The 13,841-nt window shown below is 73.9% G+C and carries 12 protein-coding genes; 5 read left to right on the top strand and 7 right to left on the bottom strand.

The window, feature by feature from the left end; genetic code table 11:
• Window positions 1-54 precede the first annotated feature (54 nt).
• The 7 genes from H5T77_RS16680 to amiA all read right to left on the bottom strand — a co-directional run bounded on the left by H5T77_RS16680 (window position 55) and on the right by amiA (window position 7,827).
• Window positions 55-1,785, bottom strand: coding sequence for an ABC transporter ATP-binding protein (locus H5T77_RS16680; RefSeq protein ID WP_292651075.1), 1,731 nt, complete (start codon window positions 1,783-1,785; stop codon window positions 55-57).
• Entirely contained in the window at window positions 1,782-3,443 is a 1,662-nt protein-coding gene (locus H5T77_RS16675; protein ID WP_292651073.1) for an ABC transporter ATP-binding protein/permease, read from the bottom strand. The genes H5T77_RS16680 and H5T77_RS16675 overlap by 4 nt, the downstream gene beginning before the upstream one ends.
• Window positions 3,440-4,453, bottom strand: coding sequence for a nitroreductase family protein (locus tag H5T77_RS16670; protein WP_292651072.1), 1,014 nt, complete (start codon window positions 4,451-4,453; stop codon window positions 3,440-3,442). The genes H5T77_RS16675 and H5T77_RS16670 overlap by 4 nt, the downstream gene beginning before the upstream one ends.
• Window positions 4,453-5,850: a YcaO-like family protein gene (locus H5T77_RS16665; protein ID WP_292651071.1), complete on the bottom strand. Its 1,398-nt coding sequence runs from the start codon at window positions 5,848-5,850 to the stop codon at window positions 4,453-4,455. Before H5T77_RS16665 ends, H5T77_RS16670 begins: the two co-directional genes overlap by 1 nt.
• Window positions 5,847-6,827, bottom strand: coding sequence for a CocE/NonD family hydrolase (locus H5T77_RS16660; RefSeq protein ID WP_292651069.1), 981 nt, complete (start codon window positions 6,825-6,827; stop codon window positions 5,847-5,849). The genes H5T77_RS16665 and H5T77_RS16660 overlap by 4 nt, the downstream gene beginning before the upstream one ends.
• Window positions 6,824-7,603, bottom strand: coding sequence for a hypothetical protein (locus H5T77_RS16655; protein ID WP_292651067.1), 780 nt, complete (start codon window positions 7,601-7,603; stop codon window positions 6,824-6,826). The genes H5T77_RS16660 and H5T77_RS16655 overlap by 4 nt, the downstream gene beginning before the upstream one ends.
• 125 nt (window positions 7,604-7,728) lie before the next feature.
• Entirely contained in the window at window positions 7,729-7,827 is a 99-nt protein-coding gene (gene amiA / locus H5T77_RS16650) for a streptamidine family RiPP (protein ID WP_246321463.1), read from the bottom strand.
• A 112-nt stretch (window positions 7,828-7,939) separates the two neighbouring features.
• On the opposite strand from amiA, the gene H5T77_RS16645 reads away from it, so the two are divergent.
• The 5 genes from H5T77_RS16645 to H5T77_RS16625 are packed head-to-tail and all read left to right on the top strand — an operon-like array spanning window position 7,940 to window position 13,797.
• The gene (locus tag H5T77_RS16645; RefSeq protein WP_292651065.1) at window positions 7,940-9,142 is read left to right on the top strand and encodes a hypothetical protein; all 1,203 of its coding nucleotides are present in this window, start codon (window positions 7,940-7,942) and stop codon (window positions 9,140-9,142) included.
• Window positions 9,139-10,857: a prolyl oligopeptidase family serine peptidase gene (locus tag H5T77_RS16640; RefSeq protein ID WP_292651064.1), complete on the top strand. Its 1,719-nt coding sequence runs from the start codon at window positions 9,139-9,141 to the stop codon at window positions 10,855-10,857. The genes H5T77_RS16645 and H5T77_RS16640 overlap by 4 nt, the downstream gene beginning before the upstream one ends.
• Window positions 10,857-11,999: a FecCD family ABC transporter permease gene (locus H5T77_RS16635; protein WP_292651063.1), complete on the top strand. Its 1,143-nt coding sequence runs from the start codon at window positions 10,857-10,859 to the stop codon at window positions 11,997-11,999. Before H5T77_RS16640 ends, H5T77_RS16635 begins: the two co-directional genes overlap by 1 nt.
• Window positions 11,996-12,787 (top strand): ABC transporter ATP-binding protein, encoded by a 792-nt coding sequence (locus H5T77_RS16630; RefSeq protein ID WP_292651061.1) that lies wholly within the window; start codon window positions 11,996-11,998, stop codon window positions 12,785-12,787. The genes H5T77_RS16635 and H5T77_RS16630 overlap by 4 nt, the downstream gene beginning before the upstream one ends.
• Window positions 12,784-13,797: an ABC transporter substrate-binding protein gene (locus H5T77_RS16625; RefSeq protein WP_292651060.1), complete on the top strand. Its 1,014-nt coding sequence runs from the start codon at window positions 12,784-12,786 to the stop codon at window positions 13,795-13,797. Before H5T77_RS16630 ends, H5T77_RS16625 begins: the two co-directional genes overlap by 4 nt.
• The last annotated feature ends 44 nt before the right edge of the window (window positions 13,798-13,841 follow it).

Below are 13,841 nucleotides of genomic sequence, written 5' to 3'. Positions count from 1 at the left end.
GCAAAGGTTGACGAGATGCGGCTCGTCGCCAGCGTAGGCCAGTGGCGCGGAACTTCAACGTTCACGCGCCGCGTGTCCCGCGTGGTTGCGGGCTCTGCGGGGGTTCGGAGGGCTTTCTGGGGCTTCCAGCGGCCCGATCTCGACTCCCGTGTCCGCCGAGCCGTCGACCCCCATGTCGACGACTCGGTCCATCCCGGCGAGAGTCTGCGGACGGTGGGAGACCACCAGCATGGTCGCCGGGATCGTGTCGAGCAGGTCGGTGACCCGTCGGGCGGAGTCCTCGTCGAGGTCGGCGGTGGGCTCGTCGAGGATGAGGATCCGCGGGCGGTGCAGGACGGCGCGCGCCAGCCGCAGCCGCGCGCGCTGTCCACCGCTGAGCCGGAGACCGCCCTCGCCGATGTGGCTCTCCGGCGCGACCGCGTCCGCGAGGCCGAGCCGGGCGAGGAGGCTCTCGATCTCGGCGTCGGTCGTCGTGGGGCCGGCGATCGCCTCGCGTACGGTGCCGGAGAAGAGCGCGCCGTCCTGCTCGACGGTGGTCAGCGCAGTCCGGAGCGCGGCGTCCTCGACCGCCGAGATCGCGACGGGGGCGGTCTCGGGGCCGGTGAGGTCGATGGTTCCGGCGTCGGGGTCCCAGAGCCGGCTGGCGAGCGCTACGACGGTGGACTTGCCCGCTCCCGACGGCCCGCGGAGTCCGACGTGCTCTCCGGGCGCGAGGGTGAGGTCGAAGCCGTCGAGCACACGGCGCTCGCCGTACCCGAAGCCCACATCGCTCATGACGAGGCCGAGCGGCCCGTCGGGGAGGGTGGCCGGTGGGGTGTCGCGGGTGAGCACGGCAGGACGGGCGAGCTCGTCACCGACCCGGCCAGCCGAGGCACGCAGGGCAGGCAGCCGGGCGCAGGTGGCGGCGGCATCGGCAACCGGTGCGACGGTCGCCAGCGCGAGGACCACCAGGGCGGCGACGTGCTCGGCGGCGACGTCGCGGGCGAGCACGCTGACCAGCACGCCCACCGCGGCGAGCGTCACCGCCGCCTCGCGTGCGCCGGCGAGCACGCGCTGGGTGGTCTCGAGCCTGGCCGCCGACCGCGCGGCATCGGCGCCGGTATCCCGGATCTGACGGCGGACCGGCTCGTGGAGGCCGTAGCCCAGCACCTCGCGGAGGCCGCCGAGCAGGTCGACGACCCGGTCGGAGAGTGCGCCGGTCGCCTCGACGACCTCCTGCCCGAGAGCCTCCAGACGGTGTCGACCCAGCGGAACCGTGGCGAGCACGAGCGCGAGCGCGACGAGGGTGACCAGCGCGAGTGCGGGCTCCACGAACGTGAGGAGGACGAGGCCGAGAAGCGCGTTGACCGCCGCGGCGACGAGCTGAGCGACGGTGTGGGCGTAGAAGAACTCCAGGCGCTCGGTGTCGGCCATCGCGGTCGAGGCGGCCCGGCCGACGTTCTCGCGGCGCTTGGTCGGCAGCGCGACCGCGTAACGGTCGAAGAGTGCCATCCGGAGCCGGGCGAGCACCCGGAACGCGAGCGCGTGAGAGGCGTCCATCTCGCCCCAGGTCAACAGCGCCCGGAGAGCGACGAGGCCGGCCAGCAGGACCCAGAACCATCCCGGCGGCGCCTCGCCGAGCACGACGGCGCGACCGACGGCGGCGGCGAGCAGCACCGAGATCGCCCCCAGGCACACCTGGCTGACGACCACGAGCACGATCGTGGCCGAGATGGCGCGGCGCTCGCCGCCCAGATGGCCGAACAGGGCGGTGAGAGGCCGCCTGGGAGCGGTGGCCGCGGTCATGGGTGGCTCCTTTCCAGAAGCAGCGGGGTCAGCCGCCCGTCGGTGAGCTCGAGGACACGCTCCACCCCGTCCAGCGACTCCTCGCGGTGCGCGACCACGACGACGATGCGGTCGGCGGCGAGCCGGGCGAGCGTGGCGGTGACGGTGCGTGCCGAGGCCGGGTCGAGGGCGCTGGTCGGCTCGTCGGCGAGCAGCACCGGCCGCTCCGAGAGGACGGCCCGCGCCAGCGCGATCCGCTGCCGCTGACCGCCGGAGAGACTCGCCCCGGCGCTGGCGACCGGCGTGTCGAGGCCGGCGGGGAGGCTGCGTACCTCCTGCTCGATGCCGGCCGCCGCGCACGCCTGCCACAGGTCGGCCTCGGTCGCGTGGGTGCGGGCGACCCGGAGGTTCTCGCGCACGGTCCCCTCGAAGAGCACCGGGCGCTGGGAGACCACGGCCACGTCGGACGTACGCACCGGACGGTCGTCGAGAAGGACCCGGCCGCCGGTGGGGGAGAGGTGGGTGAGGACCAGGTCGAGGAGGGTCGTCTTCCCGGCGCCGCTCGGCCCGACGACGGCGGTGACGGCACCGGGCGCGAAGCTCTCCCGGACGCCGTCGAGGATCGCCGGGCCCTCGGGATAGGCGAACGAGACGTCGTCGAGGACGAGCGCCGCCGAGGGCGACACGGTCCGGTCCGCCTCTGCGGGGCCGCTCGCCGAGGTGGCGTGCGGCGCGCCGACACCGAGCCTGCGGAGCGCCGGGACGGCAGAGGTCCCGAGATAGCCCGCGTGCCAGGCGGCGGAGAGGTCCCGGATGGGCCGGAAGACCTCGCTCACCAGCATGAGCGCCAGATAGAGCTCGGCCGGCGGCACCCCGGTCCCACCCACGCTCGCGACCAGAGCGAGCCCGGCAGCGGCGACCGTGCCGCCCTGGACGGCGAGGTCGATGAGCGCGGTGTCGAGCAGCGAGGTACGCATCACCCGGACCGTCGCGCGGTGCAGCGCCCTGCTGCGCTCAGCCATCCGTTCCCGGGTCCGGCGCACCTGGCCGAGCAGGCGCAGGGTCGCCATCCCGCGCAGGGCCTCGAGCAGGTCGGAGCCGAGAGACTCATAGGTGTCCCAGTGGTCGTCCGAGCGCCGGCGCATGAGTCGCTTCCACAGCAGCGGCGCCGTCAGTGCGCCGAGCGCGGCCAACCCGGCGGCGAGACCGGAGCGCGGATGGACGAGCACCAGCAGGACGGTCACCAGCGGGATCAGCACGAACGCCTGGGCGAGCGCAGGCAGGTAGCGGGTGACGTACGCGTCGACCCCGTCGACCCCGTCGACGAGCGCCGTCCGGAGACCGCCGTCTCGCCGGCCCGGGTCGTGCAGAGCCTCCGGGACCAGGACGCCTCGCAGCGCCTCGTCCCGCACCGAGAGGCGTACGTCCGCGCCGAGCCGCCCCGCGACCGTGGCCTGGACCCAGGACAGGAGCCAGCGCGCTGCGACGATCGCGGCGATCCACAGCGCGGCGGCCAGCGCCCGGTCGTCGTCGCGCTCGACCACCGCGAAGAGGCCCTGGGCCAGGGCGTAGGCCTGCGGGAGGTAGGTCATGGTCACGAGGACCTGCAGTCCGACGGTGGCCGTGGCGGGGCCGGGATGTCGCAGTGCGGTGCGCAGGAGCAGCTTGTCGACCATCATGCGGCGGTTCCGTTCTCGAGGATGGCGATGGCGTGAACCAGCGGTCGTGCCTCCGCCGGGCGTGGGCAGAACCCGGAGACGGCGCGGACGCTGTGCCCCTGGGCGGTCAGCGAGTAGGTCTGTCGGGCAGCCTCGCGATGGATCTGCCACAGCTGTGCGTAGCCGACGGCATCGAGGCGCGCGGGGCGGGGCCAGCCGACGACGCGGTCGGCACCGAGCACCCAGGACTGGCCGCTCTGCCGGGCGGCCTCGGTGCGGCTGTCCGCGGAGGGCTGCGCGCGGCGCTCGTGGAAGCGGTCGAGCGCGGGGGAGCGCCGCGCGCAGATCGCGGCGGAGGCGACCTCGTCGAGGTGCGGGTCGTGGGGCAGCCTGATCCGGGCCAGGGCCAGCTCGGGCACCAGGCCGCGCTCGAGCCACCAGGTGGCGGGCGCCGCTCGGGGCAGGCGGAGGGATCGACGGGCGGCGGCGAGGTCGGACCAGTCCGCGGGCAGGTAGGCGTCCGGGACCAGGCGGAGCAGCGCCTCGAGCGCGTACGCCGCGTCGGCGACCCACAGCGGCCACGCCCGGTGCCGGTAGCGACCGAAGGTGCGTCCCGGCTGGACGGTGAGGACGATCTCGACCTGGTCCGATGCCGGCCACACCGGTCCACGCGGGTCCGGCCGCCGGACGAGCATCTCGGTCGCCGGATCGTAGACGTAGCGACCGGGGCCGAGCGACCGTCTGCGGCCGGGAGGAACCACCAGGTGCCACTGCACGGGATAGCAGCCACCCGCGGAGGGGACCGCCCGGCGCGGGACCGTCGTCGGGTTGCCGTCGGGCCGCGGATGGCGGCCGCGTGCCCGCCACAGCCGGTGGATGGCCGCCGCAGTGGCTCCGACCTCGGCGATCTCGACGAGCTCGCCGGGCCAGCGGTTCGCGCGCGGCCCAGGGGGTAGCGGATCGCCCGGAAGCTCGGGGGAGAAGGCGGTCTCGAGGAGCGCCGTGCTCGAGGCCATGTCGCGTCTGCGCATCACATGTGGGGCGGCGGGCACAGGGCCAACGGCTCGTCGGGGTCGACCGGGTCCCAGCCGCGCTCGCGCGCGGCGTCGGCGAAACGCGGCATGCCGAGGTAGCGGAACGCGGCCGGGGCGTTCGGCACCAGGCCGGTGACGAAGGTGCGTACGACTCGAAGCGACGTCTGTGCCACGTCCCGGGTCGTGAGGTCCCGGGTGATGATCCGGTGGCCGCCCTCGTGCAGACGGCGGCGCACCTCGGCGACGTCGGTGGCCGGCACCTCGGCGATCGGGACGCTGCCCAGGGCCGGTGCGGTGAACCGGTCGGCGAGCGGGTGCACCCGGGGGTCGAGCCAGACCTGGACATGGGCGCCGAGATCACGGACCCTGGCGAAGTCCGGCCCCACCGAGTCCAGGTAGCGGCGGTCCTCACGGTGGTCGAGGTAGAGGCCGGGAGCCATCAGCCCGGCGCGTACGGCCTGGAAGACCCAGCCGTCCGCGTCGCGGCAGCCGAGGGTGTAGATCCAGGTGTGGACCGCCTCGAGCACGGCCTTGCGAACGGCCCGGGCCGGGTCGGTGGACGCCGAGAAGCCCGCGGCGTAGACGCCGGTCTCCCGGTCGCGTACGAGGGCCGCCATCGCCGGGGCGAGCTCGGTGGGCATCCGGACGACGTGCACGTCGAGCGGTGCTCCCTCGAGGTCGGCGCTCAGGCCGGGGACCGAGCCGGTGTCGATCCCCTGGGCCGGTCCGCCGTGGTGCCACCACACCTCGAGGGCGTCGCGCTCGACGACCTCGAGGAGACCGCGGTCGTGGGCGTCGTCGGCGCCTTGACCGGTGGCGATCCCGGCGTAGTTGAGGTGGAAGACGCGGTCGAGGTGAGCGAACCGTCGCTGGCGCCAGTTGAGACCGATGAGGGCGTGCGGCATCCAGATGTCCGTCGCCGTCCCGCCCTGCGGCAGCTGCTCTCGGCACCGGCTCCACAGCGTCGGCACCTGATCGTCGAGCGCGCGGTAGGGGAAGTCGGGCCGGGCCAGCTGTGCGGCGCTCCAGCGAGGGAGGTCGGCGAGGTCGACGACACGTAGCCCCTGGCCCCGCAGCTCGGCCGCGGTCCCTGTCCGGTAGTCGGCGGGGTCGAGCCGGTCGGGGATGAAGTTGCCGCAGTAGCGCTCCACGCCCTCCGCGATCGCGGCGATCCGGGCGCCCGGGACGTCGCCGAAGGTGGTGCCGAGCGAGACCCGGTCGGCCGGCCAGTCACCGAGCCAGCGGGCGTCGGAGACCTCGGCGGTCAGCGAGGTGTAGCGCAACGGCGCCCGTTCGGGGCGCAGCACCTCGCGCACTCGCCGGATCAGCCCGGTCTCCCTGTCCACCAGACGCTCGACGTCCAGGGGCGGCATGGCTGTGGGGGTCGTGGTCATCGGGGTCCTCTCACTGTTGCCGGCACGGTGACGAGTGGCCGTCCGGACCAGGTCCGGGCGGCGACGTCGAGCCGGAGCTCCTGGCCGGGAGCGGGCTCGGCGTGGGTGAGCCAGCGCAGGATGATGCGGCCGGGGGAGCCGGCAGCGTCGTACGCCGCCCGCAGCGCGGGCTCGGTGGTCCCGATGCCGAGGTCGTGGCCCCAGGGGCCGCTGACCAGGGCGCTGCCGGCCCCGCTGCGGGCACCCCACCCGGCGGCCAGCCCGCGGGCGTACGCGTCGAACGGGTCGGCGTCGCCGGTGACGACGAGCAGCGGAGCGGTGGCGTCACCGAAGTGGTCGGGGACATCGATTGCGGGGGCTGACCACAGCTCGCGGAAGGTGTCGAGACGCGCGGCGTCCCAGCCGAGACCAGCCGCGGCCACCATCGGCCCCTCACGGTCGGCGACTGCGGCCGCGGTCCGTAGGACGTCAGCGGCCAGCGCGGCCTCGTCCTCGCGCGCGAACCCGTGGATCGCCCACCAGCCGAGCCGGTCCAGGTGCTGCGGGGTGCCGTCGGCCGAGTAGGCGGTCTCGTACGCTCCGAGGGCCGGAACCAGCGCGACCACTCGGGTCACCCGAGGGTCGATGCGAGCGGTCTCGAGGGCGGTGTGGGCGGCGTAGGAGGCGCCGTAGGCCACCACCGGCGTCCGGGGGCAGCGCTGGTGCAGGGCATCGACGGTGTCCGTGCCGTCACGGGCCTCGGTGGCGTAGGGCCGCCAGGTGCCGGCCGAGGAGTAGCGGCCGCGTACGTCCTGGACGAGGCAGTCGAAGCCGTGACGCGCCAACGACGTCGCCAGCGGCAGATGGGCCCGGGCGTCGTACGGCGTCCGCACGAGCACGACGGCACGCGCGGTGCCGACCGAGCGGACGAGCCAGCCGCCGAGGATGACGTCGTCGCGGGTGCTGACCGGGAAGGGGCTTACCGCCGGCTCGGTCACCGCGCGGGTTCCTGCGGGCGCGGTGCCGGTTCGTCGAAGCCGAGGACCGTGTGCGTACGTTCGCGCGGACCGTCCCCGATGACGCACAGCAGCCGCCTGTGCTCGGAGACCGCGGGATCGCCGCTCGCCCAGTCCTCTAGGATGGCCAGGCAGCGGGCGACCGTGAGAGTCGACGTCGCCCGGCGCAGCGGCCGCGGGTCGCGATGGCCGCTGGCGAGCCACGAGGAGAGCTCGGGGGCGGCCGGCGAGGCGGCCAGTCGACGGCGGCTGACCTGGTCGGGGGTCGCCTCGCTGCCGTCGACCATCAGCGGGAAGATCAGCATCCGGCCGCCTTCGCGGCGGCCGCGCAGCAGGGCCGCTCCGCTGCTGGTGAGCTGCTCGAGACGCTCGTCGAGTTCGGGGTCGGGCCGCTGCGGAATCTCCCGCACGTCCACGACGGCGTCGGCGCGCAAGCTCCGGGAGCCGCCGGCGCGGACGAGCTCGGCGCCGGAGCGCGCGAGCTCCGCGGCCAGCGCCCGGCTGAGCCGGCCGCGACCGAGCACGAGGACGCGGCGCCGGCCCTCGGGCCATCGTGCGGCCCGGGTTCTCGCGTCGCGCTCCTGTGCGGCGCGGCGTACGCGAAGGAGGTAGCGGTAGGTCGGCAGCCGGCCGGGTCCGGGGAGGTCGTGAAGCCTGAGGAAGTCACCCGAGCCGGTACGGAGCGCGGGCATGTCGGTCGAGAGACGGACCTCGCCGCGGGCGGCGGGGATCGGACGCCAGTCGTGTCTGGGGTACATCGGGGCTCCTCGGTGGTCATGGCTCGGGCAGGGGCCGGGGGTGCCGGGCTCGTCAGCTCGGCACCCCCGCGATTCAGACGGTGGCCAGGTCGCCCGAACGGCACTGAGTGCTCACCCGTCGGCGATCAGTCGAAGGGGTTCTCGACCAGCGCGTTGGAGTGGGACGCGGAGAGGTGCGCCAGCTGCTCGGTGTCCTCGATCTCGCTCACGATGTCGTTGTTCATCGGAAATCTCCTCTGTCGGATCGTTCGGCCCGGCGTCGCCGGGGCCCGCTTGGTGCGGACAGCGGCAAAACGTATATGAGAATCATTCCCAATACCAGTAGGGTGTCCGATCATGAACCCCACACTGGTCCTGGCAGACCACCGCGCCGGCCGCTGGCGCACCTCCGAGATCGCTGGTGCGCCCGGCCCGTGGTCGAGGGCGACGCTGGCCGAGCACGCGGGTCTCCTGACTCTCCCGGCGACCGCCCCCGGCGGTGCTCGGGCGGTGTTCGCCGACGACGCGCTCGGCACGCTCGTCGTGCTCGACGGTGCAGGTCAGGTACGCAGAGTGCCGGTCGCGATCCCCGCCGAGCATCTCGCCTGCGATCCGTCGGGCCGCTATGTCGTCGTCAGCACGGGGCTGGGCGCCTCGGGGGATCCGTGGAGCGACCTGGTCACGGTCGTGGACCTGGCAGATCCGAGCGGCACCACCGCCGTGCGGGTTCGGGTCCGCACCGGCGAACCCGGCGTCGTGATCGTTCCGGATGTCGGAACAGGCGAGCCGATGGTCGTGCTGCGACACCGCGAGCCCGGTGAGGCCGAGGTCATCCCTCTGCAGGAGCTGCTCCGGGCCGGGCCCCACTGCCCGGTCGTCCGTGGCGAGCGCCTCGGGCTCCAGGGAGACCTCGGGCACGGCGACGCCGCCGACCACCGGACCGGGGTCGTCCACCTGTCCACCGAGGCGGGCATCGAACGACTCCGCGTCACCGGTGGCCGCCCCGAGCGACTCCAGACCTGGCCCTGGCCGGTCCCAGGACGGGCGTACTTCCTCCGCTTCGACCCGACGACGGGAATCGTCTGCTCCGTACGCGGCGCCGACTCCGATGCCGAGCAGTGGCACACCTGGACCAACCATGTGGTGCGCTGGAGTCGCGACGGGGCGGCCGACGTGACCCGGACCGGGGACGGCCTGGTGTTCCGGCCCGACGCCGTCGGCGGTGCGGTCGCCTGGACGGTCGTGCACCCCGACGGCGACCGCCTGGCGATGCTCATCGGCGACCGGGTCAGCGAGATCGAGCTCGCGCCGATGAGCGCCGCCCCCCGTCCTGGGGTCGCACCCTGGGACCCGGTCGGAGACAAGCCCGCACAGCGGCGGGCGCTGGCGCTGGTATCCGGTGACCTGGCCGCGGTCACGCGCGGGGGTGACGGCGAGCTCCACCTCGTCCGCCCCACGGGGATCGAGACGACCATCGACCTGGGTTCTCCCTTCGACGAGGGCGGGCACCTGGGCGTCATCAGGGCTCCCGAGACATGGGTCGACGGGGTGGGACGGTGAGTGGCGCGAGCGTGCGCGAAGCGCTGCGTCGCGCCGAGCGGTCGGGACGTCCGGGACTGCCGCTGGGCCGGTTCCGCCTGTCCCGGCGTCCTGGCGACCTGCTCGCGGTGCTGGTCGACGAGGACGGTGGGGTCGTCTTCGACCCCGGAGCGAGGATCCAGGGCGCCGCGCCGTCGCCGGACGGACGCCTGGTGGCCCTCGAGGTCAGCGACGACGGCACCGAGACCGGGCGCGTTCTGGTCGTGGACACCTCGTCACGGACCTCGACCGAGGTCGAGGGGGTGGCGGTCCGGCACGCCCGGATGGCCTGGGCCGGCGAGGACCTGATCCTCGTCGACGCCCAGGGACGCTGCCTGCGGGTCCGGCGCGGCGAGCCACCCCGGACGCTCCTCACGACCGCCGCCGGTGCACGCGTCGTTCCGATCGGCGTCGGCGGGCGGATGGTCATCGCCCGCACCGATCAGGTGCGGACCCGGCTGACCGGCGCGGATGGCGCCGGCCTCCTCGATCTTCCGCGGGTCCGCAGCATCAGTGCGGCCGAGGACACGGTGCTGGCGGTGACGTCCGAGGAGCTGGTGAGCCTGCGGATACCCGGACAGGGAACGGCACGGTGCCGGCTGGAGACCCTGCCGGGCGTGCCCGTGCACGCCCAGGCGGTCCCCGGCGGCGGCCTGGTCCATCTGGTCGGGGACGGTCATTCGCTGGTGGTCCGGCTCACGGCCGACGCCGGGGTCCTCGCCCCGGCGCAGACGGTCGCGATCTCGCGGGAGCACGACGTACGCACGGTCTCCGGTCTGTCCTGGGCGCCGGGCGGCGCCTGGGTGCGGATCGAGTCGCCGGCGGGGGCGCCGAAGGTGATGCCGCTCGAGGAGGCGACAGGCTCGACGAGCGAGGGGCCCCGGTCGCGGCTGATCACCGTGACCCCCCGGTCGCGGCTGATCACCGTGACCGCGGAGGACGGTGCCGAGATCGAGCTGATCATGACCGGTGACCCCGGCGGAGCGACCCTGCTGGAGGTCTACGGAGGATTCGGGATCGTCGACCTCCCGGCCTTCGAGCCCTCGGTCGCCGCCTGGTGCGAGCTGGGCGGGCTGCACGTGACCGCACGGCTGCGCGGCGGAGGCGGGGCGGGTACGTCCTGGCACACCTCGGGGCAGGGCGCGGGCAAGGCACGTACGGTCGCGGACGCCGTCATCGTCGCCCGTGAGCTGGTGCGGCTCGGGCTGACCCGGCCCGAGCGGCTGGTGCTCGCCGGGGCGTCGCTCGGCGGACTGGTCGCGGTCTCCGCCGCGCTCGCGGAGCCGGGCCTCGCCGCCGGGGTCGCCTGCACGGCAGCCCCGCTCGACCCGCACAACATCAGCGAGCATCCGAGCGCGAGGCACTGGGCCGAGGAGTTCGGCGACCCGAGCGATCCGGCGGTGCAGGCCGCCATGGACGACTACTCGCCGTTCGAGCGGGCGAGGCGATTTCCCGGCGGGCGGTGGCCCCGCTTCCTGCTGACCACCTTCGCGGAGGACTCCCGGGTCTCGGCCGCACCCACCGATCGACTCGCCGAGGTGCTGACGGCTCGCGGTGCGCAGGTCGACCGCGTCCACCGCCCGCGGATGGGACATGGCGGCAACCACCTCGACGCCGTGCACGACTTCGCCGCAGCCGTCCTCGACTTCGCCCTCGACGCAGCCCACGACTCAGCCCACGAATCCACAGGAGTGTGATGACCCCCACCGATATCTCCGTGACCGCGGACGACATCTCGCCACCGGCGCTCTCGCGGCCCGGCGAACGTGTCGCCGTGCCTGCCGCCATCGCGCGCCGCAGATGGCGCGCCCGGCTGCTGACCGTCGGCCTCGGGGCCGCCCTGCTCGTCGTCATCGCGCTGTCCGCGTCGTCGGGCACCGTCGACCTGTCCGCGCTCGATGCCGCCCGGCTCGTGACGGGGCATCTGCTGCCCGGGATGCCGTGGATGAGCGACGGCACCTACACCCTGCTGCAGGACCAGGTGGTCTGGCAGTTCCGGCTGCCACGTGCGCTGCTGGCCGCTCTGGCCGGAGCGGCGCTGAGCCTCGCCGGGGTCTTCATCCAGGCAGTGGTACGCAACCCCCTGGCCGAGCCGGCGATCATCGGCGTCTCCTCGGGTGCCGGGGTGGGCGCGGTCACCGTGGTCGTCCTGGGCGCCGCGGCGGTCGGCGCCTGGATCGGCGCCGCGGCGTTCCTGGGAGCCGCGGTCGCCACCGCGGCGGTGTTCTGGGTGGCGTACAAGAACGGCAGCATCGCCCCGCAGCGCCTCGTGCTCACCGGGGTCGCGCTGGGCACGTTCTTCAGCGCGATCACCAGCTACCTGACGCTCACGACCGAGGCGCAGAACGTGTTCAGCGTGATGTTCTTCCTCCTGGGATCGGTGTCCGCCGCCACGATGACCGACCTGATCGGTCCACTGATGGCGCTCATGGTCGCCATCGGTGTCTCCCTCACCTCCGGCCGCGCGGTCAACGCGCTCCAGGTCGGGGACGAGACGGCCACGGCGCTGGGCGTGCGGGTCAACCGGCTGCGGTCGGTCCTGCTGCTCGCGGCCGCTCTGCTGACCGGAACCGTGGTCTCCGTCGCCGGCGGGATCGGGTTCGTCGGGCTCGTCGTCCCGCACATCGCCCGGGTGCTGGTCGGCTCCGACCATCGGCGCATCGTACCGGTGTCGGTGGCCGGCGGGGCCCTGTTCCTGTGCGGTGCGGACCTGATCGCCCGGACGGTCTCGGCACCCGCCGAGGTGCCGCTGGGGATCATCACCGCGCTGATCGGGGTGCCGTTCTTCCTGTGGCTGATGCGCGGCAGGGCCGCCGACGAGCAGGGGATGTCGCGATGAGGCTCGAGACGCTGGACCTCACCCTGAACCGGGGCAGCCGCGAAGTCGTCACCGAGGCCTCGGTCGTGGTCGAGCAGGGGGAGGTCCTCGGCCTGCTCGGCGCCAACGGCAGCGGCAAGTCGACCATCCTGCGGGCCTGTTTCGGCGCGCTCCGGCCGGTCTCGGGTCAGGTGCGCCTCGACGGCGCCGACGTCGCCACGATGAGCCGGCGCGAGGTCGCCCGCCGGGTCGCGGTGATGGCCCAGGAGCCACCGGACGAGTTCGGGCTCACCGTCGCCGAGAGCGTCCTGCTGGGCCGTACGCCGCACCGCGGAGTCCTCGGCCGCGACAGCCCCGGGGACTGGCTGGTGGTGGGCCGGGCGATGGAGCTGGCGGGCGTCTCGGCGCTGGCCGACCGGCCGGTCCATCGGCTCTCGGGCGGTGAGCGGCAGCGTACGTTGCTGGCCCGCGCGATCGCCCAGGAGGCCGAGCTCCTGCTGCTCGACGAGCCCACCAACCATCTCGACGTCTCCTACCGCTTCGAGCTGATGCACACGGTCGCGGAGCTCGGGATCACCACTGTCGTCGCGCTGCACGAGCTCGACCTCGCGCTGGCCTACTGCGACCGGGTCGCGGTGCTCGACCGCGGCCACGTCGTCGCGCTCGGCGAGCCGGCGGACATCCTCACGCCCGACCTGGTGCGTGAGGTCTTCGGTGTCGAGGCCAGCCGGATCACCGATCCCGAGGCCGGCACCCCACACCTTCTCCTGCGCGGGACGTCCGCGCGGGTTCGAGAGAGGAACACATGAACACCACCCCACTGCTGCGCACCGTCCCGGTCGCGGCGCTCACGCTCCTGGCCGCGACCGCCTGCGGCGGCGCCGGCGTCCAGAACGACGCCGCAGCGAAGGGCGGGTCCGCCGAGGGCTACCCCGTGACCGTGGAGAACTGCGGACGTGAGATCACGGTCGAGTCGGCTCCGGAGCGGATCGTCGGGCTCAGCCCCGCGCAGACCGAGCTGCTGGTGCGCCTCGGCGTCGCCGACCGGCTCGTCGGCCAGGCGCAGACGGCCATGCACGAGCTCCCCGAGGACGTCGCCGCGGACGCGAGCGACGTGCCCGAGCTGAGCACGGACTCGCCGCCGGCCCGTGAGCAGCTCCTCGACGTACAGCCCGATGCGGTCGTCGCCCCGACGGAGTACGAGTTCACCGCGGAGCAGGGTTTCGCGACCATCGACCAGCTCACCGACGCCGGGGTGACGACCTACGTCGCCGCCGGCGGCTGCCCCGAGCGCCGTTCCACCGGTGAGGTCACCGACCTGTTCACCGACCTGGAGGCGCTCGGGACCATCTTCGGGGTCCAGGCCGCCGCCGACGAGCTCGTCGCCGAGACCCGAGGAGACCTCGAGGCCGTCGAGAAGGCCGTGGAGGACCGTCCTCGGCCCACCGTCGCCCAGCTCTTCGTCGAGGGCAAGACGCTCTCCGCGATCGGAGCCGGGGTGGAGTCCGACATGATCGAGCGGGCGGGCGGCGACAACGTCTTCAAGCCGGACGAGGACCTCTTCGCCCAGTTCTTCTCCGCGGTCGTGTCGCCGGAGGAGGTCGCTGCCCGGAACCCCGACGCCATCGTCTTCGCCGTCCGGGAGGAGTCCGAGGCGGCGCGGGTCGAGGCGTACCTTCGCAAGACCTTCCCGAACGTCACCGCCGTCAAGGAGGACCGCTTCATCGCCCTGCGCACTCCGGACACGTTCCCGGGCACCCTCGGCAACGTCGCCGCGGTGCGGACGATCGCGGAGGGCCTGCACCCCGACGCCTTCTGAGTCCGATCCGGGCCGGTCGGGCAGTCCAGGGACTGCCCGACCGG

This window comes from Nocardioides sp. (assembly GCF_014360585.1).
Classification (GTDB): domain Bacteria; phylum Actinomycetota; class Actinomycetes; order Propionibacteriales; family Nocardioidaceae; genus Nocardioides.
This window is presented reverse-complemented; position numbering and strand designations above follow the sequence as displayed.